The organism is Sinomonas cellulolyticus (genome assembly GCF_014656475.1).
Taxonomy (GTDB): Bacteria; Actinomycetota; Actinomycetes; order Actinomycetales; family Micrococcaceae; genus Sinomonas; species Sinomonas cellulolyticus.
Genome location: NZ_BNCM01000009.1, coordinates 1 through 26,064 on the forward strand (window position 1 = coordinate 1; position 26,064 = coordinate 26,064).

Sequence of the window (26,064 nt, forward strand, 5' to 3'; positions counted from 1 at the left end):
CAGCTCGCCCGTCTGCTCGCCGGTGGCCGGATTGAACACCGGCTGCGTCCGCTCCCCGACGCCGTTGGACTCCTCGCCGTTGAGGTAATGCGGAATGGTCTTGACAGTCATTGGTTCTCTGCTCCTGTTGGTACTTCTCAGTCGTTGAGGGGTCGCTGACGGACCTCTGTGGGATCTCTGGTCAGCCGATGAGGGGTCGCTGACGGGACTTGTGGTCGCTGTAGGTGGCGAAGGCGGCCCTGGTGGACTCGAGCTCGGAGGCGCCGGAGACGGGCACGTCCCACCACGACTCGGAGCTCGGGGCGTCGATCAGCGGGTCGGACTCGATGTGGATCACGATCGGGCCGCTGCCCTCGGGGGCGGCCTTGGCCTTCCCGATGGCGGCCTCAAGGTCGGCGATCGCGTTCGGCCCCGGCTCGATCCGGTACATGGTCACGCCGAGGCTCTCAGCGTTGGCGGCGAGGTCGATCGGGAGCTTCTCGCCGTCATCGAACGTGTGGTGCGTCCGGTCCAGGGTGCGGTACTTGGTGCCGAAGCGCTGCGAGCCCAGCTGCTCGGACAGGGCGCCGATCGAGGCGTAGCCGTGGTTCTGGATGAGCACCGTGATGAGCTTGATGCCCTCAGCAACGGCGGTGACGAGCTCGGTGTGCATCATGAGGTAGGAGCCGTCGCCGACCATGACGACGACGTCCCTGTTCTCCTCGCCGCGTGCCGCGGCGTCGAAGGCCGCGCGCTTGACCCCGAGGCCGCCGGGGATCTCGTAGCCCATGCAGGAGAAGGCGTACTCGACGTGGTAGCCGAACGGGTCGCGGACGCGCCACATCTTGTGCAGGTCGCCGGGGAGGGAGCCGGCGGCGCAGATGACGACGTCGCGCGGGTCCATCGCCCGGTTGACCGCGCCGATAATCGCGTTCTGGGACACGAGCGGCTGGTGGTCCTCGGCGAACGCGGCGTCCACCGTGTCGTCCCAGCGGGCCTTCTCGTCGGCGACCGTGCGCTCGAGGTCCGCCCCGACGTGGTAGCCGCCGAGCGCCGTCGTGAGCGCGGTGAGGGCCTTGCGGGCGTCGGCGACGATCGGCAGCGAGGTGCCGTGCTTGTAGGCGTCGATGGGGGCGACGTTGATGTTCACGAACTGCACGCCCGGGTTCTGGAACGCCGTGCGGGAGGCCGTGGTGAAGTCCTCGTAGCGCGTGCCGATGCCGATCACGAGGTCGGCGTCGCGCACGAGGGCGTTCGCCGCCGTCGTGCCGGTGGAGCCGACCGCGCCAAGGGCCTGGGGGTGGTCCCACGCGAGGGAGCCGACGCCGGCCTGGGTCCAGCCGACGGGAATGCCCGTGGCCTCCGCGAAGGTACGCAGCTGGTCCGTGGCGAATGCGTAGAGCACGCCGCCGCCGGCGATGATGACGGGGCGCTTCGCGGCGCGGATGCGGCGGGCCGCCTCGGCGATGTCCTCGGCTTCGGGCCCGGGGCGGCGGATGCGCCACTCGCGCTCGGCAAGGAACTCCCCGGGCACGTCGAACACCTCGGCCTGGACGTCCTGCGGCAGCGCGATCGTCACGGCGCCGGTCTCCGCCGGGTCCGTGAGGACCCGCAGGCCGTTCAGGAGCGCCGAGAAGAGCTGCTCGGGCCGGTTGACCCGGTCGAAGTACTTCGAGAGCGGCCGGAACGCGTCGTTGACCGTGATGTCGTAGCCGTGCGGCTGCTCGAGCTGCTGCAGGACCGGGTCCGCGGCACGGGTCGCGAACGTGTCGCTCGGCAGGAGCAGGACCGGAAGCCGATTGGCCGTGGCGAGCGCCGCGCCGGTAAGCAGGTTGGACGAGCCCGGGCCGATCGACGTCGAGACCGCGAAGGTCTGGCGGCGACGCGTGTGGCGGGCGTAGCCGACGGCCTGGTGCGACTGGGCCTGCTCGTTGCGGCCCTGGTAGTACGGCATGAGCGTGGGGTCGGCGACCTGCCACTGCTTCAGGGCCTGGCCGACGCCGGCGACATTGCCGTGGCCGAAGATGCCGAACATCCCCGGGATGAGCCGCTCGCGGTACGCCCCGCCGCCGGGGCCGCCCACGTTGTCGACCGTGTACTGGCGGCCGAGGAACTCCACGAGCGCCTGGGCGACCGTCATCCTGCGGGTTGTGCTCACTTCTCGGCCTCCTGGGTCGTGCCCTCGGCGGGCTGGATCTCTTCGGTGCGCAGCAGCGAGGCCGCGGTCGCGACGGCACCGGCCACGTCGCCGTCGGCCGGGTAGAGCAGGGTGCGGCCCACGGTGAGGCCCTGCACCCCGGGCAGCGCGAGCGCGCGGCCCCACGAGGCGAAGACCTCGTCCTGGTGGCCGGCGGGGTCCCCGCCGAGCAGCACGGTCGGCATGGTCGTGGCGGCCATGACGCGCTCCATGTCCTCGACCACGGGCAGCTTCATCCACGTGTACGCGCTCGTGGAGCCGAGGCCCCCCGCGATGCCGATGGACTTGATGACCGCCTCCGGGGAGAGGTCGTTGACGACCTTTCCGCCGACCCAGCCCGAGAGGAAGGGCTCGACCATCGCGATGAGCCCGAGGGCGGCGAGCGAGTCGATCGCCCGTGCGGTGCTCTCGAGGATGCCCGCCGTGGCGGGGTCGTCGAGCGCGATGCGGGTGAGCATCTTGCCGCCGTCCGCACCGAGGGCCGCGAGCGCCTCGGCCGTGTGGCCGGTGAAGCGGTCGTCGAACTCGTTCACGAGCCCCGCGAGGCCGCCGCGGTTCATCGAGCCGAAGACGAGCTTGCCCTCGAGCGCGCCGAGGAGGAGCAGGTCGTCCATGATGTCCGGGCTCGCCAGCACGCCATCGACGGCGGGGTTCGCGAGCGCGATCTGGAGCCGGTCGAGCAGCTCGCGCCGGTCCGCCATCGCGTCCGGCCGGCCCTGCGCCGCGAGCGCGCCCCGGGCGGGATGGTCGGCGGCCACGATGAAGTTCTGCCTGCCCAGCACCACCCCGGGGTGGTGCCGGCGCTCGGCGGCAGCCCGGGCCACCGCCTTCGGGTCCTCGAGGCGGATCTTCGTGAGGCGCTCGTAGCGACGCGGGTCATCGTCGTGCGCGTCCCTCAACGGCGCGCCGCCGCCCGCCCTGGTCGCGGCCGCAGCGGTCATCGGGCCACCGCCTCGGGGACGAGCCTACCGCGCTCGGCCAGCAGCGAGGTGACCTCGGCCGGCGTCGGCATCGCGTCGGCGCACGAGAGCCGCGAGGCGACAATGGCGCCCGCGGCGTTCGCGTAGTCGAGCACCTCGGCCAGCGGCCATCCGGCCAGGAGGCCGTGGCAGAACGCGCCGCCGAACGAGTCGCCGGCCCCGAGGCCGTTGAGCGTCTCGACGGGGACGGGGGCGGAGACCACGCGCTCGGTGCGGGTCTTCGCCATGACCCCCGCGGGGCCGAGCTTGACCACGGCGATCTCCACGCCCGCGGCGAGGAGGCGGTCCGCCTGCTCGTCCGGGGTGCCGCGCCCGACCGCGACCGCGCACTCCTCGTCGTTGCCGATCGCCACGGTGACGTGCGGCAGGACCTTGGCGATCTGCTCGCGGGCCGCGTCCTCGGACTCCCAGAACATGGGCCGGTAGTCGAGGTCGAGGACAGTGAACTGGCCCCCTGCAAGCTCGGCCCGCGGGCGAGCCCCGTGGGCTGTGATGTGCGCCGAACGGGACGGCTCCTGGCACAGGCCCGTCACCGTGGACCAGAAGATCCGCGCGTCCCTGATCGCCTCGAGGTCGAGTTCCTCGGCCCGGATCTGCAGGTCCGGAGCCGTGGGGAACCGCCCGTAGAAGTAGAGCGGGAACTCGTGAGTGGCGGGAATGATCGCGCAGAACGTGGCCGGGGTCTGCAGGCCCGCGACCGGGGTCACGAACCGGTCGTCGACCCCGAACTTAGCCAGCTCGCGGCGCAGGTACGTCCCGAACGGGTCGTCGCCCGTGCGGGTGATGACCGCCGTCGCGCGCCCATGGCGGGCGCCCGCGACCGCGACGTTCGACGGCGAGCCGCCGAGGTACTTCCCGAAGCTCTCCACGTCCGCGAGGCCGACGCCGATGTCGTTGGGATAGATGTCGACGCTGATGCGCCCCATCGTGAGGAGGTCGTAGGTCATGGTGCGCCTTCCTATGCGCCTGGAGTTGCGGCCGTGGCTCCGCCCGCCGGCACGGCGAGCTCACCGGTCATGTACTGCGCCCGGCCGAAGCCGAAGGACCAATCCCCCGCGCCGTTCTCGACATAGCCGATGAAGACGTCCTCGCCGGCCACGCCCGCGTGCGCGAGGTTCCCGGCAACGGCCGCGTAGAGCCGCTCCTTCGCCTCCTGCGAGCGCCCAGCCTGGGTGAAGATCTGGATCATGGCCACGCCGCCCGTCCGATCGAACCCGAGGCCCGCGTCCTGGGCCACGATCTGGCCCGGTGCGTGCTCGGTCACAATGTGGAAGTAGTCGCGCTCGGGAATGCGGTACTCCGCGAGAATCGCATCATGCACGGCCTGGCTGAGCCGCGCGATCTCGGCGGGGGTCCGGCCGGCGTTGACGTCGATGCGGACGAGGGGCATGGTGATTCCTTCTGCGTGTCGGAGTTTATTTGTAAGGACAAAGTAACGCTATCGCATTTCTGCCGTCAGGACCACAGTTTGTCCTAACAAATTTCGGGAGAGATCACCGCTGCTTGACGAGGTAAATGGCGCCCGTGGTGACGTCCTCCTCGAGCGCCTCGAGGGTGCGACCCCGGCTCTCCGGCACTTGGGTGACGACGAAGAGCAGCGCGAGGGCGCCGACCCCGGCGAAGAGGAAGAACGTGCCGGTGATGCCCATCGCAGCCACCATTGACGGGAAGTACAGCGAGAGGAAGCCGTTGACCACCCAGAGGGCGAACACCGCGACGCCGATGCCGAAGCCCCGCATATGCAGCGGGAAGATCTCGGAAAGGTAGACCCAGACCGCCACATTGAGGAAGGTCTGCATCGAGCCGACGAACGCCACAACGAGGAACAGGATCACGAACGGGCGGGCGGGGTTGCCGGCGGGCAGCGCCATCGAGGCGATGCCGATGAGCACATGGCACGCGGTGGTGAGGGAGAGGCCGATGATGAACGTGGTGCGACGATCGAGCCGGTCCATCATCTTCAGGGCGATGAGGCCGCCGACCACGGCGATCACGCCGGGGGCCACGTTGGCAATGAGGGCGCCGTCCCTGCTGAAGCCGGACTCGGTCAGCACGGTCTGCCCGTAGTACATGATCGAGTTGATGCCCGTGAGCTGCTGGGCTACGCCGAGGCCGATTGCGACCAGCAGGATGCGCAGGAGGTTCCTGTTGGAGAAGATGGCGCGCCAGCCGATCTGGTGGCTCTCCTGCTCCTCGCGGGCAACGTTCTCAACGTCCGCGAGCTCGGCGGCCGCGCGGTCCTTGGACCGCACGGTCTCGAGGACGGCAAGGGCCTCCTGGCGGCGGCCCTTCTCCACGAGCCAGCGCGGCGACTCCGGCATCCGCAGCATCCCGAAGAACAGCGCCACTGCGGGCAGCGCGCAGATGGCGAACATGATGCGCCAGACCCCGTCGAGATGGCCGAAGAGGTTGCCGATGATCGCGTTGACCACGAAGGCCGCGAGCTGGCCCACGACGATGGCGAGCTCGTTGCGGCCCGCGATAGAGCCGCGGATCTCATAGGGGGCGAGCTCGGCAAGGAAGACCGGCACCACGGTGGACGCACCGCCCACGGCGAGGCCGAGGAGGACACGTCCGACCACGAGCACCTCGAAGGTCGGGGTCAGCACGACCGCGAGCGTTCCAGCGAAGAACAGGACGGCGAGCAGGATGATCGTCTTGCGGCGCCCCCAGACGTCGGAGAGTCGGCCGCCGAGGATCGCGCCGATCGCAGCCGCGAAGACGAGGGAGGCGGTGACGACGCCCTCGGTGAACGGTGTGAGCCCGAGCTCCGCGGACATCGGGGTCAGGGCGCCATTAATGACGCCGGTGTCGTAGCCGAAGAGGAGGCCACCGAACGTGGCGACGAGTGCCACGAGTCCGAGCCGCCTGCGGTGGGGGCCGTTGGTTAGGGGCGGGAGCTGGACTACGCTGCCAGCGCGCCCGCCGTGTGCTGATGCCGTTGCCATCGAGACTCCTTTGTCAGGCCGAGTGGTGAGGTCTGCACGGATCCTGTGATCCGCGTCTCAACTAGACTAACGCGCGAAAGTCCGAAATGTAAGGTCAAACGGACAAAAGGTCGTCCGGTCACCCCGTGCAACGATGAAGGAGTGAAGAGCACTGCCGCCAACGGCCGGCCCCGGCCGGTCACGCAAGAGGACGTGGCGCGAGCCGTCGGCGTCTCGCGGACTCTGGTCTCCTTCGCGTTCCGGGGCGCCCCCGGTGTGAGTGCCGAGACGCGGCAGGCCATCCTGGACGCCGCCCGGCGGCTCGGCTATCGGCACAACGCGGCCGCCGCCGACCTCGCGCGGAAGGCGGCCTCCGCAGTCGGGCTCTACCTGCTCGACATCCGCAACGAGGCGTACGCCGACATGTTCGCCGGCGTCCGGGAGGCGCTGCGCGGCGCGCCGAGCCGGCTCATCCTCAGCATCGCCGAGACTTTGGGCGACGTGGACGACGGAGCGGTCGACTCGCTCATCGAGGCCCGCGTCGGGATCGTCATCGCAGCGACGCTCCTGGACAGCGACGACGAGGTCCGGCGGCTTGCGGCGAGCGTCCCGCTCGTGAGCCTCGCGCGGCGCGTCGAGGGCGTGGACAGCGTCTACTCGGACGATCACGCCGGGGCACTCGCGGCCACCGAGCACCTGCTCTCGCTCGGGCATGTGCGCGTTGCGCACGTGAGCGGGCCGCTGCACGAGGGCCACGAGGGGCGGTGGCGCGGCTACGAGCAGGCCATGCGGCGGGCGGGGCTCAGCCCCCGTATCGTCTTCGCCGAGGACTACACCCAGGTGGCCGGGGAGTCCGCGGCCGCCGCACTGCTCTCCGGCGCGGACCGCCCCACGGCGGTGTTCGCGCACAACGACGAGATCGCCCTCGGAATCCGCGAGGCCGCCGGCAAGGCCGGGCTGACGGTTCCCGCCGACCTCTCGCTCGTGGGCTACGACGACTCGCGCATCGCCCGGCTGAGGGGGATCGACCTCACGTCCATGGACCTGCACGCCCGCGAGCTCGGGCGCGAGGCCGGGGCCGCAGCGCTCGCCCGGCTCGCCGATCCCGGTGGGCCCGTCGTGGACCGGCGCCTCGAGGCGCGCCTCGTGGTGCGCGGCTCGACGGCGCCGCCACCCGTCGTCTGACGTCATACAGCGGGACCCGTGAGAGGGTGGGAGGGCTTCCGCCCTTTCTCCCTTCCCACTCACCCGCCCTCAAGGATCCCCGTGCCCCGCCGCATCAGCCGCACTGCGGCCCTGGCCCTCCTCGCCGTCGGCCTGATGTCCCTCAACTCCCGGGCGCCGATCGTCCAGCTCGGGCCCGTCCTCAACGACATCCAGGCCAGCACGGGGCTCGGCTCGGCAGTGGTGGGCCTCCTCGCGTCGATCCCGGTGCTGTGCTTCGGGCTCGTCACGCCCGCCGCGGCGTGGCTCACGGGGCGGATCGGCATCAATCACGCCGTCCTGTACTTCTTCGGAGGCCTCGCCGCGGGAGTCCTGGTCCGCTCCTACGGCGGCGCCCCGGGCGCCCTCGTCGGCACGGTGGTCATCGGCGTGGCGATGACGATCGTGAACGTGGCCACTCCCCTCCTCGTGGGCCGCGACTTCCCGCTGCGCGCTGCGCTCATGACGGGCGTGACGACCGCCGCCGTGAATGTGGGCACGACCCTCGCCTCGGCCCTGGCCGCCCCGCTCGCCGGGGCGATCGGCTGGCAGGCCTCGCTCGCGTCCTGGCTCGGCCTGACGGCGATCGCGGCAGGGGCCTGGCTGTTCGTCTTCCCCCCGGCCAAGGACGGTCCGCGCTGGTCCGATGCCGACTTCCCCGGGCGTTCGGCCAGGGCGGCAGCGCGGCGTCGGGCGGAGCTGACGGCGGCCCAAGCGCAGCCCGGCACGGAGACCGGCGCGCTCCCCCTCCTCGCGCCGGCCCGCGGCACACCGGCCGGGGTCAGCCGTGGGAACACCGTCAGCCCTGCGAACCGGCGCATGATGTGGCTGTTCACTGCCACGTTCGCGCTGCACAACGTGGGCTACTACGCCATGACACTGTGGCTGCCCACCTACCTCGTCGACACCCAGGGCATGACGCCATCGGAGGCCGGGCTCGGCGCCAGTCTTCTGCAGGTCTTCGCGATCGCCGGCCCGCTCCTGATCCCCGCACTCATCCACCTGTTCGGGTGGGGGCCCATGAAGCTCTTCGCGCTCGTCTCGGTGTGCTGGGTGGTGCTCCCGGCGGGCCTCCTCCTGGCGCCCGGCGCGTGGATCGCGTGGGCGGTGCTGGGCGGCATTGCCCAGGGCGGGACCTTCACCGTCGTCTTCACGGTGGTGATCAACCGGGCACGCTCACTAGCGGAGAACCGGCGCATGACGGCGCTCATCCAGTCGGTCGGCTACGCCATCGCCTCCACCGGTCCGATCGTGATCGGCGGCCTGCATGACGCGGCCGGGAACTGGGCGGCGCCGCTCGCGCTGGTGCTCGGCGCGCTCGTGCTGATGGCCTTCACGGGCTTCCTCGCGATCCGCTCGCACGGGCCCTCGCGGCAGCGTAGCTGAGCCGCGCACGACGCCGCCCCTCCCCTCGCGCGCCCGGCGCGCCTAGCATCGTGGCTGGGAGGGACCCTGTACGGAAGGAGCCGGCCCATGCTGCCGGAATCAGTCCAGGCGTTCATCGACGCGGAGATCGCGGCGAGCACCGCCGACTTCTCGGACCTGCGCGCCGTCTACGTCAACGGCACGCTCAAGCGCAGCCCCGAGCAGAGCCACACGGACGGCCTCATCGCGGTGAGCCGGCATGTCATCGAGGGGGTCGGCGCTCGGGTCGACGAGATCCGCGCGGTGGACCACGACATCCCGCCGGGCGTGTACCCCGACATGCGGGAGCACGGGTGGGAGACCGACGCCTTCCCGGACCTCTACCGCTCGCACATCGAACCGGCGGACATCGTGGTCCTCGCGACCCCGACGTGGCTGGGCGACCAGTCCTCGGTCACACGGAAGGTCGTCGAGCGGCTGTACGGCTACTCGGGCGAGGCCAACGAGCGCGGCCAGTGGGCGTACTACGGCAAGGTCGGCGGGGTGATCGTCACCGGCAACGAGGACGGCGGGAAGCACTGCGCCGCCCAGCTGCTGTACGCGCTCAGCCACATCGGCTTCACGATCCCGCCCCAGGCGGACGCCTACTGGAACGGCGAGGCGGGCCCCGGCCCGTCCTATCTCGACGACAATCGGGGCGCCCAGAACCACTGGACCACCCGGAACGCCGTGTTCGCGGCGTGGAACATGCTCCACACGGCGCGGCGCATCAAGGACGCAGGCGGCATCCCCGCGCACGGGAACGTCGTGGCCAACTGGGACCTCTCGAATCAGGACCACCCCAATCCCGAGTACCGATGAGCGCGGCCCGGACGGGCGCGACCGGCTCGCAGCGCGTCCAGACTGCCCTCGTCTTCAGTGCCGCGGTGATCGTCGCGGGCGGCAACGCTGTGGCAATCCGCATCAGCAACCGGGAAATCGACCCGCTCTATGGTGCGGCGGGCCGTTTCGCGGTCGCGGCGCTCGTGTTCGCGGGGATCGTCGCGGCCGGGCGCACTCCGTGGCCGCGGGGCCGGCAGCTCGTCGGGGCCGTCCTCTACGGCGTGCTCAACTTTGCGCTCGCCTACGGGTTCATCTACGAGGGGCTCCGCACCATCCATGCGGGCATTGCCCAGGTCATCCTCGCCGCCGCGCCCCTGGCCACGATCCTCCTGACGGCCGCGTTGGGCCTCGAATCGTTCAGCTGGCGCCGTCTCGCGGGCACGGTCGTCGCGGTCCTGGGCATCGGCGTCGTGAGCGGCCTCGGCACCGGCGAGGCCCTCAGCTTCTCGCTCCTCGGCATCGGCGCCATGGTCGCGGCCGCTGTGTCGATCGCCGCCGGCGCGGTGGTGGTGAAGGTCTTCCCGCCGGCGCCTGGTCCGGCGCTCAACGCGATCGGGATGGCGGTGGGCGCTGCGCTCCTCGCGCTCACCTCGCTGCTCACCGGCGAGCACTGGGCGGTGCCAACCCGGGTGGAGACGGTCGCGGCGGTCGGGTTCCTCATCGTCTCCACGATCATCCTCTTCGCCGCATTCCTGTTCGTGATCAGGCGCTGGAGCGCGTCCGCGACGTCCTACCAGTTCCTCCTGCTGCCGATTCCGTCTGTGCTCCTCTCGGCCCTGCTCGACGCCGAGCCGCTCACACCGTCACTGGTGGCCGGCGGTCTCCTCGTGGCCGCAGGCGCCTACGCCGCCCTGCATGCCCCGAAGAGGCGCAACCAACGGCTGAAGGCCACCCCCTGAGAGTCAGGCTCCCAAGGCCACACGACGTGGCCTGCAGAACGTGACTCCCAGAGGATGGCCCTCAGGAGATGGCGCTAGAGCATCGCTACCGCAGCACCACGGTGCGGTTGCCGTTGAGGATCACACGCCCCTCGCAGTGCCAGCGCACCGCGTTGGAGAGTGCCTTGGTCTCGGCGTCCCGGCCCACCGCCACGAGGTCCTCGGGCGAGTGGGTGTGATCCACCTCGATGACCTGCTGGGCGATGATCGGCCCCTCGTCGAGCTCGGCGTTGACGTAGTGCGCGGTGGCGCCGACGGTCTTGACGCCGCGATCCCACGCCTGGTGGTACGGCTTCGCGCCCTTGAAGGACGGCAGGAACGAGTGGTGGATGTTGATCACCCGTCCCGCCATCTTCGTGGCGAGCGCGTCCGAGAGCACCTGCATGTAGCGGGCCAGGACCACGAGCTCCACGTCGTAGGAGTCCACGAGCGAGAGCAGCTTGGCCTCCGCCTCGGGCTTCGTCTCCTTGGTGACGGGGATGTGGTGGTACGGGATCCCGTGCCACTCGACGAGGCTGCGCTGGTCCTCCCAGTTCGAGACGACCGCGACGACCTCGATCGGCAGCTCGCCGATGCGCTCCCGGAAGAGCAGGTCGTTGAGGCAGTGGCCGAACTTGGAGACCATGAGGAGCACACGGGTCTTCTCCGCCGCCGGCCGGAGCTTCCAGGTCATCCCGAACTTCTCCGCGACGCCCGCGAACTCCTCGCGGAGCCTCCGGAGACGATCCCCGTCCGAGTCCGCTCCGGACTCGGTGGGAGCGGCTGTCCCGGCCGTGTCCGTGGCGGCGCTGCCGGCGGAACCCTCGAAGTGCACCCTCATGTAGAAGTGGCCTGCGCGGCGGTCCCCGAACTGCTTGATGTCGATGATGTCGCAGCCGCGCTCCGCGAGGAACCCGGAGACCGCGTACACGATCCCGGGTCCCTCTGCGCAGTCGAGCGTCAGGACATACTCGTCTTGCTGGGTGGTCATGCTCTTACCGTACGCCCAGCCCTGAGGGCTCACGAACGGCGAACTCGCGCATGGCGTCGATGAGCCACCGGCCCACGTGGTCCGCGAAGGAGGCCCGCGGCAGGATCCGGTAGGCCTGCTCGCCAGTCTTCCACACGAGCACGGGCACGTGGTCCAGGACCGTCGCGATGGCCTGGCCCACGGCGAAGTGCCGCGGGTGCAGGTCGAACGAGACGCCCTTCTCGAGCACCGGCAGGGCGCTCGGGCCGGTCAGCTCGAACGTCGTGCGGTTCGCGGAGAGGTCGACGACGGCGCCCGGCGTGCGCGCCCCGACCTCGCCGAGCGCCGCACCCACCCGGGAGGCCTCGGCCTGGCCGCGGTCCTCGGCCGCGGAGTCGTCGTCGCCGACGGCCAGGAACTCATCGGGTCCGATCCACAGCACCGTGTAGCCGCCGCCCGCCGTCGTGCTCCCGTGCCCGGTGGGGAGGGAGACGCCGAGGGCTGATTCGATGGCGGCGGCACCTGCCGAGCCCGGCACCGCCCGGAGGCCGAGCTGGGTCACGAACGGGACCTCGCGCACGGCAACCGCGCGCTGGGGGTCGGCGGCCACCGCAGCCGACGCCGAGGCGAAGGCCTCCGCGAGCTGTGCGGCGGGGCTGCGGCGCAGGGCCGGAGCCCCCGGGCCCGCGAGCGGGGAGTTGGCGGGGGTCACAACAGTTGTCTCAGCCATCACGGCGCTTCCCTTCAGGATCAAACAGGACGGTCTCACCGACCGTGACGTCCACGAGCCGGTCCCCGGCGACGGCGGTGAGGGTCTCGCCGATCCGGTTGCGGCCGTTCTTGATGAGGGCCAGGGCGAACGAGCGTCCCAGCGCCGCCGAGTGGTAGCTCGACGTGACGAATCCCTGCATGGGCACGGGGCCCTGGGAGGAGTCCGCGGAAAGTCCCTGCTCGATGATCTGCGTGCCCTCCGGGAGGCGGAAGGACGGGTCCACCGGGACCAGGGAGATGAGGTGCTTGCGGTCACCGCGCGCGGTGTCCTCACGGGAGTAGGAGCGCTTGCCCACGAAGTCCTTGGCCTTGGACACGATCCACTCCATGCCCGCGTCCTGCGGGGTCACGGTGCCGTCGGTGTCCTGGCCCACGATCGGGTAGCCCTTCTCGGCGCGCAGCACGTGCATCGTCTCCGTGCCGTACGGGGTGATGTCGAACTCCGCGCCGGCCTCGGCGACGTCCTCCCACACCTGCAGCCCGTACCATGTGGCCACGTTGATCTCGTAGGCGAGCTCGCCGGAGAACGAGATGCGGCACACGCGGGCGGGGATGCCGGAGGCGAGGGTCGTCTCACGCCAGGCCATGAACGGGAACGCGTCGTTGTCCACGTCCAGCTCGGGGGCGACCTTCGCGATGACGGCGCGGGACTTGGGCCCGACCACCGCCACCGTGGTCCACTGCTCGGTCACGGACGTGAAGTTCGCGTCGAGCTCGGGCCACTCCGTCTGGTGCCACTCCTCGAGCCAGTCGAGCACCTTGGCGGCGCCGCCGGTCGTGGTGGTCATGAAGTAGCGGTCCTGATCGATGCGCAGGGTCACGCCGTCGTCGAAGATCATCCCGTCGGGGCCGCACATGACGCCGTAGCGGCCCATGCCCGGGGCGAGCTTCTTGAAGGCGTTCGTGTAGATCCGGTTGAGGAACTCGCCTGCGTCCGCACCCCAGATCTCGATCTTGCCGAGGGTCGTCGCGTCCATGAAGCCCACGGACTCGCGCACGGCGGCGCACTCGCGCAGCACGGCCTCGTCCATGGTCTCCTCGCCCTGGGGGAAGTACCAGGGGCGCAGCCACTGGCCCACGAACTCGAACTTCGCGCCGTGCTCGACGTGCCACGGGTGGATGGACGTGATCCGCTCGGGGTCGAACAGCTCCCCGCGCTTGCGGCCGGCCATCGCGGCGAAGGCGACGGGCGCGTACGGGGCGCGGAACGTCGTCGTGCCGATCTCGCCGATGCCGGGGGCGCTGCTGTCGGCCTGGCCCTTCAGCGCCGCGGCGATCACGCCGATCGCGTTCACGCCGGAGGTCTTGCCCTGGTCGTTCGCGGTGGAGATCGAGGTGTAGCGCTTGACGTGCTCCACGGAGCGCATGCCGGCTCCGGTCGCACGGAGCACGTCCTTGACCGTCTGGTCGCGCTGGAAGTCCACGAAGTGGGTGTCCCAGTCGGCGGGCCCGCCGGTCTCGCCCGGGACGAGCCAGACCTGGCGCGTCGGGGCGGAGGCCGCGGCGGGGTAGGCGGAGACCGCGGTGGCGTGCTCTCCGGCCTCGGTCACGAAGCCCGCGTTGAATGCTGCGACGGCGCCGGCGTGGGCTCCCTCGGAGACCGCGTCGCCCGTGCCGTACGAGCCGCGGGCTGCGCCGACCACCTGCTGGGCGGTGACGGTGCTCGCGGGCACGAAGCCGGCCAGGTCGTCGTCCCAGCGCAGCTTGCCCTGCCGCTGGCTGAACAGGTGGACGAGTGGGCTCCAGCCGCCCGAGACGGCCAGGAGGTCGGCCGCGAGGCGCTCGCCCTCGCCGGTCAGCTTCCCGGCGGCGTCCAGGCCGCGCACGACGACGCCGCTCACCCGTCCGCTCTCGGAGCCTTCCGTGCTGCTCACCACGGAGCCGGGGATCACGCGGATCCCTGCGGCCTCCGCGGCGCTGGCCACGGGAGTCTTCTCGGGGCGGGCGTCGACCACGGCCGCGACGGGCACCCCGGCAGCGACGAGGTCGGCGGCGGTGGCGTACGCGGAGTCGTTCGTGGTGAAGACGACCGCGGAGGAGCCCGGCCTGACGCCGTACCGGTTGAGGTACGTGCGGGCCGCGGAAGCCAGCATGATGCCCGGGCGGTCGTTGTCCGCGAACACGATGGGACGCTCGTGGGCGCCGGTCGCAAGGACCACCTGGCCGGCACGGATGTGCCAGAGGCGCTGGCGCGAGACGCCCTGGGCGTCCAGCTCGCGGGCCTTGGCCGTGCCCAGGTGGTCCGTGCGGGACTCGAGTGCCACCACGTAGTTCGAGTCGTACGAGCCGAACGCGTTGGTGCGCGTCAGGACCGTGACATCCTCGGCGGCGGCGAGCTCAGCGGCAGCCGCCGCGATCCACTCAGGAGCGGGCACGCCGTCGACCGTCTCACCGGGTGCGGAGAGCAGCGAGCCGCCCACCTCCGGCTGGTCGTCGATGAGGATCACGCGGGCGCCCGTGGCGGCGGCCTCGCGGGCCGCGGAGAGGCCTGCGGGGCCTGCGCCGATCACGAGCACATCGGTGTGCACGTGCTTCTTGTCGTAGACGGCGGTGTCCTGGCGGGGATCGAGCGTGCCGAGGCCGGAGAGGTACGTGGCGTCCAGCCCGTCCGTGAGCTCGACGACCGTGGCGGGCAGCATCGTCTCGTTGACGCCGCCGGCGCCGCGGTCCTTGACGGTCAGCAGTGCGTTGGGCTCCTCGACGCCGGCGGCGAGGATGCCGCGGGGCCGGCGCAGGTACATGGACGGGCCGGTCTCGACCACGCCGTTGGCGAGGAGGGCCGAGGCGACCGTGTCGCCTGCGAAGCCTGTGTACTCCGTGCCGTCCACGGTGAAGGTCAGCGGGGTGCTGCGGTCGATCCGCTCGGTGGTCCGCCCGCCGACGGGATGCTCGGCCGGGAGACGGTGGCTCTGGCTGGTCACTTCTGGCCTCCATTCGTGGACGCGGGCGCTGCTGCGGCTGACGCCGCGGGGGCTGCGCCGGTGTAGACGGACTTGAACTCGTAGGTCACGGTGTCGCGGACCGCGTTGAACCACTTGCGGCATCCACCGGTGTGGACCCAGCGCTCGGCGAAGCTGCCCTTGGGGTTCTCACGGTAGAAGAGGTAGCGGGACCACTCCTTGTCCGACAGCTCGGCGGGGTTCTCGGGGTAGGCCACGTGCGCCTGGCCGCCGTAGTGGAACTCGGTCTCGTCGCGGGGCCCGCAGTTCGGGCAGGTGATGAGAAGCATGCTCTGGCTCCTTTCTGGTCTGTCTGAGCCTGGGCTCAGTGCGCCACGGCGGCGGCGCCGTGCTCGTCGATGAGGGCGCCGGTCTCGAAGCGCTCGAGGGCGAACGGTGCGTTGAGGGCGTGGGGCTCGTCATTGGCGATCGTGTGCGCCATGGTCCAGCCGGCGCCCGGGGTGCCCTTGAAGCCGCCGGTGCCCCAGCCGCAGTTGACGTACATGCCCTCGACGGGGGCCTTGCCGACCACCGGGGACGCGTCGAGCGTGACGTCGACGATGCCGCCCCACGTGCGCAGGAGGTGCGCCCGGGAGAAGATCGGGAAGAGCTCCACGGCCGCGGCCATCTGCTCCTCGATGACGTGGAAGGCGCCGCGCTGGCCGTACCCGTTGTAGGAGTCGATGCCTGCGCCCATGACCAGCTCGCCCTTGTGCGCCTGGGAGACGTACACGTGGACGTGGTTGGACATGACCACCGTGGGGTGGACCTTCTCGTGGAGCTCGGAGACGAGCGCCTGGAGGGGGTGGGACTGGATTGGGAGGTCGAATCCGGCGAGCTTGGCCAGCACGCTCGAGTGGCCGGCGGCGCACAGCGCCACCTTGCCGGTGGCGATCGTGCCGCGGTTGGTCTGCACGCCCACCACGCGGTTGCCGTCCTTGACGAAGCCCGTGACTTCGCAGTTCTGGATGATGTCGACGCCGAGCTCGTCCGCCTTGCGGGCGAAGGCCCACGCCACGTGGTCGTGCTTCGCGATGCCGGCGCGGGGCTGGTAGGTCGCACCGAGGACCGGGTAGCGGATGTCCTCGCTGACGTTGATGATCGGGCAGAGCTCCTTGACCTGGTCCGCGTCGAGCCACTCGGCGTCCACGCCGTTGAGCTTGTTCGCGCCCACTCGGCGCACGGACTCGCGCACGTCCTGGAGCGTGTGCGCGAGGTTCATGACGCCGCGCTGGCTGAACAGGAAGTCGTACTCGAGCTCCTCGGGGAGCTGTTCCCAGAGCTTGAGCGAGTGCTCGTAGATCGCGGCCGACTCGTCCCAGAGGTAGTTCGAGCGGATGATCGTCGTGTTGCGCGCCATGTTGCCGCCGGCAAGCCAGCCGCGCTCGAGGACCGCGATGTTGGTCATCCCGTGGTTCTTCGCCAGGTAGTAGGCCGTGGCGAGGCCGTGCCCGCCGCCGCCGACGATCACAGCGTCGTACGAGGGCTTCGGGTCCGGGTTGTGCCAGAGGAAGTCCGGGTGTTCGGGCAGCAGATCCGCCATCACTGGGCTCCGTTCTCGGTATGGACCCAGGCCAGGTCGTTCTGGCCTGGGGTCAGGTGCGGGTAGAGGGGGTGCTTGTCGGCGAGGACGGCGACGCGGCTGCGCAGCGAGGCGGCCAGCTCGTCGTCGAACTCGGGCTTGAGCGCGGCAGCGATGATGTCTGCCACCTCGAGGAACTCTTCGGCGCCGAAGCCGCGGGTGGCGAGGGCCGGCGTGCCGATGCGCAGGCCCGAGGAGACCATCGGCGGCCGCGGGTCGAACGGGACGGCATTGCGGTTCACGGTGATGCCGATCCGGTGCAGGCGGTCCTCGCCCTGCTGGCCGTCGAGCTCCGAGTTGCGCAGGTCCACGAGGACGAGGTGCACGTCCGTGCCGCCGTTGACGACGCCGATCCCCGCCTCCGCGAGGTCGGGCTGCAGGAGGCGCTCGGCCAGGATCCGTGCGCCCTCGAGCGTGCGGTGCTGGCGGTCCTTGAAGTCCTCGGTCGCCGCGAACCGGAAGGCGACGGCCTTGCCTGCGATCACGTGCTCGAGGGGGCCGCCCTGCTGGCCGGGGAACACGGCCGAGTTGACCTTCTTGGCCAGGGCCGGGTCGTTCGTGAGGATGATGCCTCCGCGCGGACCGCCGAGCGTCTTGTGCGTCGTGGTGGTCGTGACGTGGGCGTGGGGCACCGGGTTCGGGTGGAGGCCTGCGGCCACGAGGCCAGCGAAGTGGCTCATGTCCACGAGCAGGAACGCGCCGACCTTGTCCGCGATCCGGCGGAACTCCGCGAAGTCGAGCTGGCGCGAGTACGCGGACCAGCCGGCGATCATGAGCTGGGGCCGGTGCTCGTCGGCGAGCCGCTCCACCTCCGCCATGTCGATCCGGTGGTCCTTCTCGGACACCTGGTAGGGGACCACCTTGTAGAGCTTGCCGGAGAAGTTGATCTTCATCCCGTGCGTGAGGTGACCGCCGTGGGCCAGGTCGAGGCCCATGATCGTGTCGCCCGGGGTGATGAGGGCGTGCATCGCGGCCGCATTCGCCTGGGCACCGGAGTGCGGCTGGACGTTCGCGTACTCCGCACCGAAGAGCGCCTTTGCCCTGTCGATGGCCAGCTGCTCGATGACGTCGACGTTCTCGCAGCCGCCGTAGTACCGCTTGCCCGGGTAGCCCTCGGCGTATTTGTTGGTCAGCACCGAGCCCTGGGCCTCCATGACCGCGGTCGGTGCGAAGTTCTCGCTCGCGATCATCTCGAGGGTGTCCTGCTGGCGCTCTAGCTCGGCCGCGATGGCTGCGGCAACCTCGGGATCCGCGCTCGCGAGCGGGAGATCGAGAAGGTTCTCCATCATGCCTCCTTGGTCTGGAACGAGATTGGTATCTGACTAATCATCAACTGATATATTAGTTCTGCCACCGATAGTATGGTTCACATCACAGGGAGTCAAGCGGCCCTGGGGAAAGGAGGTGCACGGTGACGATTGCAACCGTGGAAGGCGCGCCGTCAGGCGTCTCGCTGGCCGAGCAGGCCTACCTGACGCTGCGCGACCGGCTCATCATGCTCGAGATCAAGCCGGGCGCCCCGATCAACGACACCGCCCTGGCCGCCGAGCTCGGCGTGGGCCGGACGCCGGTACGGGAGGCGCTCAAGCGGCTCGAAGTGGACCACCTCGTGGTGTCCTACCCCCGGCGCGGAACGTTCGCCACGGCCGTGGACATCACGGAGCTCGCCGACGTCTCCGAGATCCGCGAGCAGCTCGAGCCCCTCGCCGCCCGCCGCGCCGCCCGGGACGCGTCACCGGCCATGCGCGCGCAGCTGCGCGAGACCGCGGACACGATCGAGTCGCTCACCGAGCCCCTCGACCAGCGCGAGCTCATGCGCTACGACATCACCGTGCACCGGCTCATCTACGCCGCCGCCGGCAACCCGCACCTCACCGATGCGCTCATCCGGTACGACAACCTGGCCACCCGGATCTGGTGCCTCGTCCTGGACAAGGTGTCCTCGGTGGCCGGACACGTCCAGGAGCACGCCGACCTGCTCCGCGCGATTGCCGACGGCGACAGCGAGGCCGCGGGCCGGATGGCGCTCGAGCACGTCACGAGCTTCGAGGCGACGATCCGCAAGGCCCTCTGAGCCGCCCCCGGCAGACGCGGGAACCGCGCCCCAGCCACCGGCTGCATGACCCTCATCGTCAGCAGGGGCCGTCCGAGGAGGGCGGCCCCTGCTCGCGTTCGGGACTACCCCTCCCCGGCCCGCCAGTACGCGCTCCCGTCGGCCTCCCGCTCGAGGATGCCCTCGTCGATGAGCGCCCGGCGCACCCCGGGGATGTCCATCACGTGCTCCTCCAGACGCGCGTTGAGCTCACGCTCCGGGATGCGCTCGTCTGCACCGAGGATGCGGTCGGCGACGCCGCGCAGCACCTCGAGCCGGCGCGTGTGCTGCCGCGGGAGGAGATCGACCTTGCCCTGCGGCTTCGCAGGGATGCCCTCGCGGGCGTGTCCGAGGAGCGCGCGGATCCCGGGCTCGCAGATGCGAACCCGCCCATCGTCCAGGACCTGGACGACGCCGGCGGCGATCAGGAGCGCATCGTCGCCACCCGCCGGTGCGACGCCGGCCGGTCCGGCCGCCGCGAGGGCGGCGAACCGCCCGCGCGTGCGGCCGTTGGCGAGTGCGGCGAGGAACTGGATGAGCTGCTGCTGCATGCCACTACTCTCACACGCGGGCGTCCCAGCGGCGGGCGTCCCAGCCGCAGCTTCGGCGTCAGGGCACCTGATCCCGTGCCGGCTCGGGGCGCGGGTCGTCGCGCAGCTGGGCATTGCCGCGCACGAGCTTGACCGCGAACGCGAGCGTCCCGAGCTTCCCCCGCCCGCGCGGGTCGCCGCCGATCGCCGCGAAGATGCGCCTGAGCCGCTTGTGGAGGGACTGCCGCTCGAGGAACAGCACCTGCGCGGCATCGGTGGCGTTGCATCCTGTGGTGATCCACACGTCGAGGGTGCGCACCAGTTCGCCGCCGTGGCGCCGGTCGAGCTGGATGAGCTCACCGAGGACCTCCTCGACGATCGAGTCCACGGCACCGCGGGAGAGGGACCTCTCTGCTGTGCGCTCCACGAGGAAGTCGGCGGCGTCATGGACCGCGTCGGTCCACTTCGAGGACCGGCCCAGCCGCCAGGTGACCTTCGCCTCCGCCAGAGAGTAGGCGGCCTGCCGGATGGTGGGCGCCGTCGGCCCGAGCGCTCCCGTGAGCCCGGCCTTGCCCACGGCGGCGCGCAGGACGTCGAGGGTCCGCTCCCGCTCCGCGTGGCCGCTCGGCGCCGGGAGCGGCATGAGGATGTCCACCCAGGATCCGTCCACGATCAGCAGGGCCCCGGGCAGGGCCGTGCGCGCCCGCTGCTCGATGTCCCCCGCCCCGTCCGCCGGCCGGCGCACCGCGGCCATCACGATGGGCTGATTCGCCGGGATCCCCGCCGCCTGGCACAGTTCGATCAGCCTGTCGCCTCCGCCCCCTGCGCCGATGAGGCGCAGGAGCTCGTCCTCGGCGAGCCGCGCGAGGCTCGGCCGGTGCTGCTGGGCGAGGGCGAGGGCCACGATGCTGCGCACACGCGCCAGAACGGTCTCGAGCAGCTCGGCGTCGGCGGTGGGGCCGCCGACCAGCTCGAGGCGCGCCGCGCCGATCCCGCCCACGCTCAGCTCGGCGTCGGGCCCACGCTCGCCGTCGGCAGGCTCGGGGCCTGCGGAGGCCAGGAGCACGCCACGGGTATCCACCACCCGCGCGTGGACACCGAGGGTCTCGGCGATGAGGCTGACGAGGGGACTGAGCAGCGCCCCGGAGGTGGCGATGCGCTCGGTCAGGGCCTGGGAGAGGCTGTCGGCGGTCTGCAGGGCGTCGACCTGCGCCGAGACGATCCGCCGGTTCACGGCTTCCGCCACCTCGACGAACGGCACGACCTGGCGCAGCTCGATCAGGGGCAGGCCTGCCTCATCCGCGGCGCCGACCAGTTCGGTGGGCAGGTGCCGCCCGGACCCTGCCGTCTCCACGGCGAGCGCCGCGACCCGCCGGGAGGCGAGGCTCCACACGTACTCGGCCTGCGCGGCCGGCTTGAGTGCCAGCAGAGCTGCGCCGCCGGTGAGCAGGAGCTCTCCCCCGGAGAGGAGCGGCGCGATCTCGAGGACCTCGCTCGAATGGACCCAACGGACCCTCGCGTCGGCGACGCGTGCGGCCCCCCCTACCACGACGGGGGCGCCAACTGCGAGGACCCCACTGTCGAGGACCTCGCGCAAGGGCAGAGACACAGGCCACCTCCAAGCGACACATTGTCGCCTCGGAAGTCCCGACCAGGCGACACAACGAGTCTAGGAGGTGATCCGCCGCACACCTACGCTTGAGGAAGCCGGCTACTCGCTCCCCCAGCGATATTCACGAGAAAGTAGTCTCACATGAGCCTTCGCACTCAGAGCAAGACTGAGGACGCCACCCACGTCGTCGAAGACGTGCTGCAGCCCGTCCCCGAGTCAGCTCGCACCACCAAAGTCTCAGGGCAGTTCTGGATCTGGGCTGGGGCCAACGTTGCCCCCATCAACTGGATCCTCGGCGCCCTGGGCATCAACATGGGCCTCGGCCTCGCCGACACCATGACGGTCCTCATCCTCGGCAACATCATCGGCATGTTCGGCTTCGGCTTCTTCGTCCTCCTGGGCCAGAAGACCGGCGCGACCGGCATGCTCCTCGCCCGCGGCGCCTTCGGACGGCGCGGGGCCTACATCCCCGCAGCGATCCAGGCGATCGTCGCCGTGGGCTGGTCCGCGGTGAACACATGGGTCATCCTCGACCTGGTCATGGCCCTCTTCGGCATGATCGGCTGGGTCGACCCGACCCAGATGAACTTGGGCTGGAAGATCGGGGTTGCGGCCGTGATCATGGGCGTCCAGGTCGCCATCTGCTACCGCGGCTACGGCGCGATCGCCAAGTTCGAGCGAATCACCATGCCGCCGACCCTGCTCGTGCTCGTCGCGATGTCGATCATCGCCTGGACCCAGCTGCCCATCGACTGGAGCTACGCCGGCCCGACCGGCAACGTGCTCGAGGGCGGCGAGCGCATCGCCGCGATGTCCGGCATCATGACCGCGATCGGCATCGGCTGGGGCATCGGCTGGTTCACGTACGCTCCCGACTACTCGCGCTTCGTCTCCAAGAGCATTCCCAAGAAGAAGCTGTACTTCACCTCCGTCCTCGGCCAGTTCCTGCCCGTCATCTGGCTGGGCCTCCTCGGTGCGAGCCTCGCCACGATGAACGGCACGGCGGATCCGGGCGAGCTGATCGTCAAGAGCTTCGGCGTCATGGCCATCCCGGTCATCCTGCTCGTGATCCACGGCCCGATCGCCACGAACATCATCAACCTGTACACGTTCGGCGTGGCCACCCAGGCCCTGGACATCCGGATCTCCCGCAAGAAGATCTCGATCATCGTGGGCATCTTCTCGATGTGCGCCGTGATCCTGTTCCTCTTCGCCGAGGACTTCGCGACGCTCCTGGACGGCTGGGTCGTGGCCATCGCCGCGTGGGTCTCGACGTGGGGCGGCATCATGGCTGTCCACTACTTCGTCTTCGAGCGCCACCACAAGAAGTTCGACTACCTCTTCCTGAGCCCGAAGGACACCCGCCTCAAGGCGGTCAACCCGGTCGCGCTGATCGCGTTCTTCGCAGGCCTGGTCATGACGTGGCTGTTCATGTACGGCGGCGCGCCAATGTTCCAGGGTCCGATCGCCACGGCCATGGGCGGCGTGGACCTCTCGTGGCTCGCCGGCACGGCGACCTCGGCCGGCCTCTACTTCGCCCTCGGCTACCCGCGGTTCAAGAACCGCATCCACCACGGCGTGCCGCTGGGGATCATGGGCGGCGTGAGCGACCAGGAGTACCTCGAGTCCCACGGCGACGCGTCGGCGCACGACGGCGAGCACGCGGCGTCGCACGTCGCCTCACCCGAGCGTGTGCCCGCCTCCCCGGCGAGCACCACCACCGCCTCCTAGCACTCAGACAAGCACGGCCCCTCGGGCCGTCCCATCCCGCAGTCGGCGGCGGGCCACGGCCCGCCGCCGTCCCCTGCCGCATGTCCCCAAAGGAGGAAAACCATGCGCACCAGCGTCTTCATGGAGGAGATCGACGCGTTCACCTACCGCGAGGCCATCGCGGACGGGGCACCGATCATCATCCCAGTCGGATCCATCGAGCAGCACGGGCCGCACCTTCCGCTCAACACCGACGTGATCCTGTCCAAGACCATGAGCGCCCGCCTCGCGGAGGCGATCGGCGGGCTGGTCGCCGCGCCGATCGTGTACGGGTACAAGTCGCAGCAGCGTTCGGGAGGCGGAAACCACCTGGGCGGCACCACGAGCCTGGACGGAACCACCCTCATCTCGATCGCGAAGACGCTCACGCTCGAGTTCGCACGCCACGGCGCGCGCCGGCTCGTGTTCCTCAACGGCCACTTCGAGAACTACCAGTTCCTCTACGAGGGCGTCGAGCAGGCCACGTCCGAGCTCTCGGTGCGGGGACAGGAGCTGTCCGCGGTCCTGCTCTCGTACTGGGACTTCGTGGACGAGGAGACGATCGAGACGATCTACCAGGGGGCGTTCCCGGGCTGGGATGTCGAGCACGGGGGTGTCCTCGAGACATCCCTCATGCTGCACCTGCATCCGGACCTGGTCCGCCTCGACCGCGTCATGGACCTCCCCGCCGCGCAGCTGCCACGGTACGACGTGCTGCCGGTCCGCGCCGAGCTCACCCCCGAGTCCGGGTGCCTCTCTTCTGCGGCCGCTGCCTCACGGGAGGCCGGCGAGCTCCTGCTCGAGCGGACATCCTCCGCCCTGGCGGCTGAGGTCGGCGCCGAACTCGGTGCATCGCTCGCGGCCAGCGCACGCTCGTAGTCGTTGCATTGAACGCAACGTCGATGCGCCTTACTTGACCGTGACGGCCGCCACAGCTAGATTGAGAACAACCAAGTTGCAATGAACGCAACTGGTCTTCAGAACTTCACTTCACCCCACGCCTACACCACCCCTTCCAGGAGGAGACCCCCATGTCCGTCGACCTGAACCCCGTCACCAACGTCGCCGAGCTCGAGCGCCTCAAGGTGCTCCACAACGGCAGCAAGGGCAAGCTCACCTTCTCGGACGCCGAGTTCGAGCGCCGCCTCGCTGGCCTCCGCCAGATCATGGCGGCCAAGGACCTCGACGCCGTCATCCTCACCAGCTACCACGGCATCAAGTACTACTCGGACTTCCTCTACACGACGTTCGGCCGCAACTACGCCCTGGTCGTCACCGCCGACGACTCGGTCACCGTCACCGCCAACATCGACGCCGGCATGCCGTGGCGCACGTCCTACGGCGAGAACATCGTCTACACCGACTGGCGCCGCGACAACTTCTACTTCGGCCTCCAGGAGGCCCTCCGCCAGCGCGGCGTCAAGGCCAACCGCCTCGGCGTCGAGGACGACTTCCTCCCCGGCCTGACCCGCGAGAAGATCGCCGCCGCATTCCCCGGCGCCGAGCTCCTCGACGTCTCCCAGGACGCCATGCGGCAGCGCATGATCAAGTCGGCCGAGGAGATCGAGGTCATCAAGCACGGCGCCCGCATCGGCGACCTCGGCGGCGAGGCCATCCGCAACGCCATCCGCGAGGGCATCTCCGAGTACGAGGTCGCCCTCATCGGCACCGAGGCCATGGTCCACGAGATCGCCAAGACCTTCCCGGACCGCGAGGTCCGCGACACCTGGGTCTGGTTCCAGTCTGGCATCAACACCGACGGCGCCCACAACTGGGCCACCACCCGCAAGCTGCAGAAGGGCGACATCCTCTCCCTGAACTGCTTCCCGATGACCTCCGGCTACTACACGGCCCTCGAGCGCACGCTCTTCCTCGGCCAGCCGGACGAGGAGAGCCTGCGCCTGTGGAACATCAACGTCGAGGTCCACCGCCGTGGCCTCGAGCTGATCAAGCCGGGCGCGGTCTGCAAGGACATCGCCGCCGAGCTCAACGAGATCTACGTCGGCTACGGCCTCCTGCCCAACCGCACGTTCGGCTACGGCCACTCGTTCGGCGTCCTCTCGCACTACTACGGCCGCGAGGCCGGCCTCGAGCTCCGCGAGGACATCGACACCGTGCTCGAGCCGGGCATGGTCGTGTCGATGGAGCCGATGATCACCGTCGCCGACGGCCAGCCGGGCGCGGGCGGCTACCGCGAGCACGACATCCTCGTGATCGGCGAGGACACGGTCGAGAACATCACGAAGTTCGGGTTCGGCCCGGAGCACAACATCGTCGAGGCCTGAGCCAACCACGGCAGGCAGCGATCCCGGATCCGGGGCCGGGCTCGTCACGGGGACCGGCCCCGGTGAGCACAGCGGCGCCGCATCCCGCCACGCGGGGTGCGGCGCCGCCGTCGTCCGCGACACGATCACGATCACGAGACCGAAAGGACCGCCATGCGCGAGCCAGACCAGCTGGGCACGGTCAGCAGCGGCGAGCAGCCCGAGGCCCGCGGCACCTCCCCCATCACCAACGCCATCGCCGTACTGCGCTGCTTCACGGTGGAGGAACCGCTCCTGGGAGTCACGGACATCGCCGCCCGGATCGGGCTGCACAAGAGCTCGGTGTCGCGGATGCTGGCCACCCTCGAGGCGGAGGACCTGGTCGAGCGGGATGAGCTGACCCGCCGGTACCGCCTCGGCCTGGGAGTGATCGGGATCGCCGGACCGCTTCTCGCGGAACTCGACGTGCGGCGCGTGGCGCATCCGGTGCTGCGCGAGCTCACCGACCTCACCGGCGAGACGAGTGCGCTGCTGGTGTGGAGCGGGCACGAGGCGGTCTCCGTCGAGCAGGTTCCGAGCCCGCACCTCGTCAAGCACACCACGGCCCTCGGCACCCGGTACCGAACGGCGCTGTCCGCGTCCGTGCAGGTCTTCCTCGGCACCCTGCCCCCGGCGACGGTGCGAGGCCTCGTCGAGGACGGCATCGTGGCGTACGCGCCCCAGGACGATGCCGGCCTCGAAGCACTCGCGGGCCGCCTCACCGAGGCCGCTGGCCGGGGGTACGCGTGGAACTTCGGCGAGACCTCCCTCGAGGAGGTGGGGGTGTCCGCCCCAGTGCTCGACCACCGAGGCGAGGTGGTGGCAGCAGTGCTCGTCTCCGCGCCGCGGTTCCGCGTCTCACCCGAGCAGCTCGAGGCGCTCGGCACCGCCTGCGCACGCGCCGCCGAGGACATCACGCGCCGCCTGGGCGGCGACGTCACACTCGGGTCGGAGGGAAGCCTGAGCGCAGACCCCCTTGCCATGTGATCACCGGCACACCTATCCTGATGCAACCGAGTTGCGCGAATCGCAACCATGAGTTCAGGTGGGTTCAACTTCCATGAGC

At 70.3% G+C, this 26,064-nt stretch carries 22 protein-coding genes; 9 read left to right on the forward strand and 13 right to left on the reverse strand.

Going from position 1 to position 26,064, the window contains the following annotated elements; genetic code table 11:
* Positions 1-181: 181 nt before the first annotated feature.
* From iolD to IE231_RS12005, 5 genes are all read right to left on the reverse strand, one after another.
* Complete coding sequence (iolD, locus tag IE231_RS11985; protein ID WP_189694317.1) at positions 182-2,119, reverse strand: 3D-(3,5/4)-trihydroxycyclohexane-1,2-dione acylhydrolase (decyclizing); 1,938 nt, start codon at positions 2,117-2,119, stop codon at positions 182-184.
* Between the two features lie 14 nt (positions 2,120-2,133).
* On the reverse strand, positions 2,134-3,117 hold the full coding sequence (locus IE231_RS11990; RefSeq protein ID WP_189694209.1) for a Cgl0159 family (beta/alpha)8-fold protein: 984 nt from the start codon (positions 3,115-3,117) through the stop codon (positions 2,134-2,136).
* The gene (gene iolC, locus IE231_RS11995) at positions 3,114-4,103 is read right to left on the reverse strand and encodes a 5-dehydro-2-deoxygluconokinase (protein WP_189694210.1); all 990 of its coding nucleotides are present in this window, start codon (positions 4,101-4,103) and stop codon (positions 3,114-3,116) included. Before iolC ends, IE231_RS11990 begins: the two co-directional genes overlap by 4 nt.
* 11 nt (positions 4,104-4,114) lie before the next feature.
* Entirely contained in the window at positions 4,115-4,546 is a 432-nt protein-coding gene (locus IE231_RS12000) for a tautomerase family protein (RefSeq protein ID WP_189694211.1), read from the reverse strand.
* Between the two features lie 103 nt (positions 4,547-4,649).
* Complete coding sequence (locus tag IE231_RS12005) at positions 4,650-6,104, reverse strand: sugar porter family MFS transporter (protein WP_189694212.1); 1,455 nt, start codon at positions 6,102-6,104, stop codon at positions 4,650-4,652.
* A gap of 141 nt (positions 6,105-6,245) precedes the next feature.
* On the opposite strand from IE231_RS12005, the gene IE231_RS12010 reads away from it, so the two are divergent.
* From IE231_RS12010 to IE231_RS12025, 4 genes are all read left to right on the forward strand, one after another.
* Positions 6,246-7,268 carry a LacI family DNA-binding transcriptional regulator gene (locus IE231_RS12010; RefSeq protein ID WP_189694213.1) on the forward strand — a complete coding sequence of 341 codons (1,023 nt, stop codon included), beginning with the start codon at positions 6,246-6,248 and terminating at the stop codon, positions 7,266-7,268.
* 81 nt (positions 7,269-7,349) lie between these two features.
* Positions 7,350-8,672 (forward strand): MFS transporter, encoded by a 1,323-nt coding sequence (locus tag IE231_RS12015; RefSeq protein ID WP_189694214.1) that lies wholly within the window; start codon positions 7,350-7,352, stop codon positions 8,670-8,672.
* An 87-nt stretch (positions 8,673-8,759) separates the two neighbouring features.
* Positions 8,760-9,512: a flavodoxin family protein gene (locus tag IE231_RS12020; RefSeq protein ID WP_189694215.1), complete on the forward strand. Its 753-nt coding sequence runs from the start codon at positions 8,760-8,762 to the stop codon at positions 9,510-9,512.
* Entirely contained in the window at positions 9,509-10,432 is a 924-nt protein-coding gene (locus tag IE231_RS12025; RefSeq protein WP_189694216.1) for a DMT family transporter, read from the forward strand. The genes IE231_RS12020 and IE231_RS12025 overlap by 4 nt, the downstream gene beginning before the upstream one ends.
* An 85-nt stretch (positions 10,433-10,517) precedes the next feature.
* Here IE231_RS12025 and purU read toward each other — a convergent pair whose 3' ends face one another.
* The 6 genes from purU to glyA are packed head-to-tail and all read right to left on the reverse strand — an operon-like array spanning position 10,518 to position 18,001.
* On the reverse strand, positions 10,518-11,441 hold the full coding sequence (gene purU, locus IE231_RS12030) for a formyltetrahydrofolate deformylase (protein WP_189694217.1): 924 nt from the start codon (positions 11,439-11,441) through the stop codon (positions 10,518-10,520).
* 4 nt (positions 11,442-11,445) lie between these two features.
* Positions 11,446-12,150: a sarcosine oxidase subunit gamma gene (locus tag IE231_RS12035; RefSeq protein WP_189694218.1), complete on the reverse strand. Its 705-nt coding sequence runs from the start codon at positions 12,148-12,150 to the stop codon at positions 11,446-11,448.
* Positions 12,143-15,112: an FAD-dependent oxidoreductase gene (locus IE231_RS12040; protein WP_189694219.1), complete on the reverse strand. Its 2,970-nt coding sequence runs from the start codon at positions 15,110-15,112 to the stop codon at positions 12,143-12,145. The genes IE231_RS12035 and IE231_RS12040 overlap by 8 nt, the downstream gene beginning before the upstream one ends.
* The gene (locus IE231_RS12045) at positions 15,109-15,420 is read right to left on the reverse strand and encodes a sarcosine oxidase subunit delta (protein ID WP_189694220.1); all 312 of its coding nucleotides are present in this window, start codon (positions 15,418-15,420) and stop codon (positions 15,109-15,111) included. Before IE231_RS12045 ends, IE231_RS12040 begins: the two co-directional genes overlap by 4 nt.
* A 35-nt stretch (positions 15,421-15,455) precedes the next feature.
* Positions 15,456-16,673, reverse strand: a complete 1,218-nt coding sequence (locus IE231_RS12050; RefSeq protein WP_189694221.1) for a sarcosine oxidase subunit beta family protein — start codon at positions 16,671-16,673, stop codon at positions 15,456-15,458.
* Positions 16,673-18,001: a serine hydroxymethyltransferase gene (glyA, locus tag IE231_RS12055; RefSeq protein WP_201896888.1), complete on the reverse strand. Its 1,329-nt coding sequence runs from the start codon at positions 17,999-18,001 to the stop codon at positions 16,673-16,675. Before glyA ends, IE231_RS12050 begins: the two co-directional genes overlap by 1 nt.
* Before the next feature lie 122 nt (positions 18,002-18,123).
* On the opposite strand from glyA, the gene IE231_RS12060 reads away from it, so the two are divergent.
* On the forward strand, positions 18,124-18,786 hold the full coding sequence (locus IE231_RS12060) for a GntR family transcriptional regulator (RefSeq protein ID WP_229866799.1): 663 nt from the start codon (positions 18,124-18,126) through the stop codon (positions 18,784-18,786).
* A gap of 104 nt (positions 18,787-18,890) precedes the next feature.
* On the opposite strand, the gene IE231_RS12065 is transcribed toward IE231_RS12060, so the two are convergent.
* Complete coding sequence (locus IE231_RS12065) at positions 18,891-19,355, reverse strand: DUF2087 domain-containing protein (protein ID WP_189694222.1); 465 nt, start codon at positions 19,353-19,355, stop codon at positions 18,891-18,893.
* A 58-nt stretch (positions 19,356-19,413) separates the two neighbouring features.
* Positions 19,414-20,943, reverse strand: a complete 1,530-nt coding sequence (locus IE231_RS12070; RefSeq protein WP_189694223.1) for a PucR family transcriptional regulator — start codon at positions 20,941-20,943, stop codon at positions 19,414-19,416.
* A gap of 144 nt (positions 20,944-21,087) precedes the next feature.
* Between IE231_RS12070 and IE231_RS12075 the strand changes: the two genes are divergently transcribed.
* The 4 genes from IE231_RS12075 to IE231_RS12090 all read left to right on the forward strand — a co-directional run bounded on the left by IE231_RS12075 (position 21,088) and on the right by IE231_RS12090 (position 25,985).
* Positions 21,088-22,677, forward strand: a complete 1,590-nt coding sequence (locus IE231_RS12075; protein WP_189694224.1) for a purine-cytosine permease family protein — start codon at positions 21,088-21,090, stop codon at positions 22,675-22,677.
* A 102-nt stretch (positions 22,678-22,779) separates the two neighbouring features.
* Positions 22,780-23,574, forward strand: coding sequence for a creatininase (locus IE231_RS12080; protein ID WP_189694225.1), 795 nt, complete (start codon positions 22,780-22,782; stop codon positions 23,572-23,574).
* 152 nt (positions 23,575-23,726) lie between these two features.
* Entirely contained in the window at positions 23,727-24,980 is a 1,254-nt protein-coding gene (locus IE231_RS12085) for an aminopeptidase P family protein (protein ID WP_189694226.1), read from the forward strand.
* A gap of 153 nt (positions 24,981-25,133) precedes the next feature.
* Positions 25,134-25,985, forward strand: a complete 852-nt coding sequence (locus tag IE231_RS12090; RefSeq protein ID WP_189694227.1) for an IclR family transcriptional regulator — start codon at positions 25,134-25,136, stop codon at positions 25,983-25,985.
* Positions 25,986-26,064: the final 79 nt, after the last annotated feature.

What these genes read in the sequence shown, in the direction of transcription:
- iolD (WP_189694317.1), bottom strand. Translation starts at nt 2,119, where the DNA reads ATGACGGTCGCCCAGGCGCTCGTGGAGTTCCTCGGCCGCCAGTACACG.
- IE231_RS11990 (WP_189694209.1), bottom strand. Translation starts at nt 3,117, where the DNA reads ATGACCGCTGCGGCCGCGACCAGGGCGGGCGGCGGCGCGCCGTTGAGG.
- iolC (WP_189694210.1), bottom strand. Translation starts at nt 4,103, where the DNA reads ATGACCTACGACCTCCTCACGATGGGGCGCATCAGCGTCGACATCTAT.
- IE231_RS12000 (WP_189694211.1), bottom strand. Translation starts at nt 4,546, where the DNA reads ATGCCCCTCGTCCGCATCGACGTCAACGCCGGCCGGACCCCCGCCGAG.
- IE231_RS12005 (WP_189694212.1), bottom strand. Translation starts at nt 6,104, where the DNA reads ATGGCAACGGCATCAGCACACGGCGGGCGCGCTGGCAGCGTAGTCCAG.
- IE231_RS12020 (WP_189694215.1), top strand. Translation starts at nt 8,760, where the DNA reads ATGCTGCCGGAATCAGTCCAGGCGTTCATCGACGCGGAGATCGCGGCG.
- IE231_RS12025 (WP_189694216.1), top strand. Translation starts at nt 9,509, where the DNA reads ATGAGCGCGGCCCGGACGGGCGCGACCGGCTCGCAGCGCGTCCAGACT.
- purU (WP_189694217.1), bottom strand. Translation starts at nt 11,441, where the DNA reads ATGACCACCCAGCAAGACGAGTATGTCCTGACGCTCGACTGCGCAGAG.
- IE231_RS12035 (WP_189694218.1), bottom strand. Translation starts at nt 12,150, where the DNA reads ATGGCTGAGACAACTGTTGTGACCCCCGCCAACTCCCCGCTCGCGGGC.
- IE231_RS12045 (WP_189694220.1), bottom strand. Translation starts at nt 15,420, where the DNA reads ATGCTTCTCATCACCTGCCCGAACTGCGGGCCCCGCGACGAGACCGAG.
- IE231_RS12050 (WP_189694221.1), bottom strand. Translation starts at nt 16,673, where the DNA reads ATGGCGGATCTGCTGCCCGAACACCCGGACTTCCTCTGGCACAACCCG.
- glyA (WP_201896888.1), bottom strand. Translation starts at nt 18,001, where the DNA reads ATGATGGAGAACCTTCTCGATCTCCCGCTCGCGAGCGCGGATCCCGAG.
- IE231_RS12065 (WP_189694222.1), bottom strand. Translation starts at nt 19,355, where the DNA reads ATGCAGCAGCAGCTCATCCAGTTCCTCGCCGCACTCGCCAACGGCCGC.
- IE231_RS12075 (WP_189694224.1), top strand. Translation starts at nt 21,088, where the DNA reads ATGAGCCTTCGCACTCAGAGCAAGACTGAGGACGCCACCCACGTCGTC.
- IE231_RS12080 (WP_189694225.1), top strand. Translation starts at nt 22,780, where the DNA reads ATGCGCACCAGCGTCTTCATGGAGGAGATCGACGCGTTCACCTACCGC.
- IE231_RS12085 (WP_189694226.1), top strand. Translation starts at nt 23,727, where the DNA reads ATGTCCGTCGACCTGAACCCCGTCACCAACGTCGCCGAGCTCGAGCGC.
- IE231_RS12090 (WP_189694227.1), top strand. Translation starts at nt 25,134, where the DNA reads ATGCGCGAGCCAGACCAGCTGGGCACGGTCAGCAGCGGCGAGCAGCCC.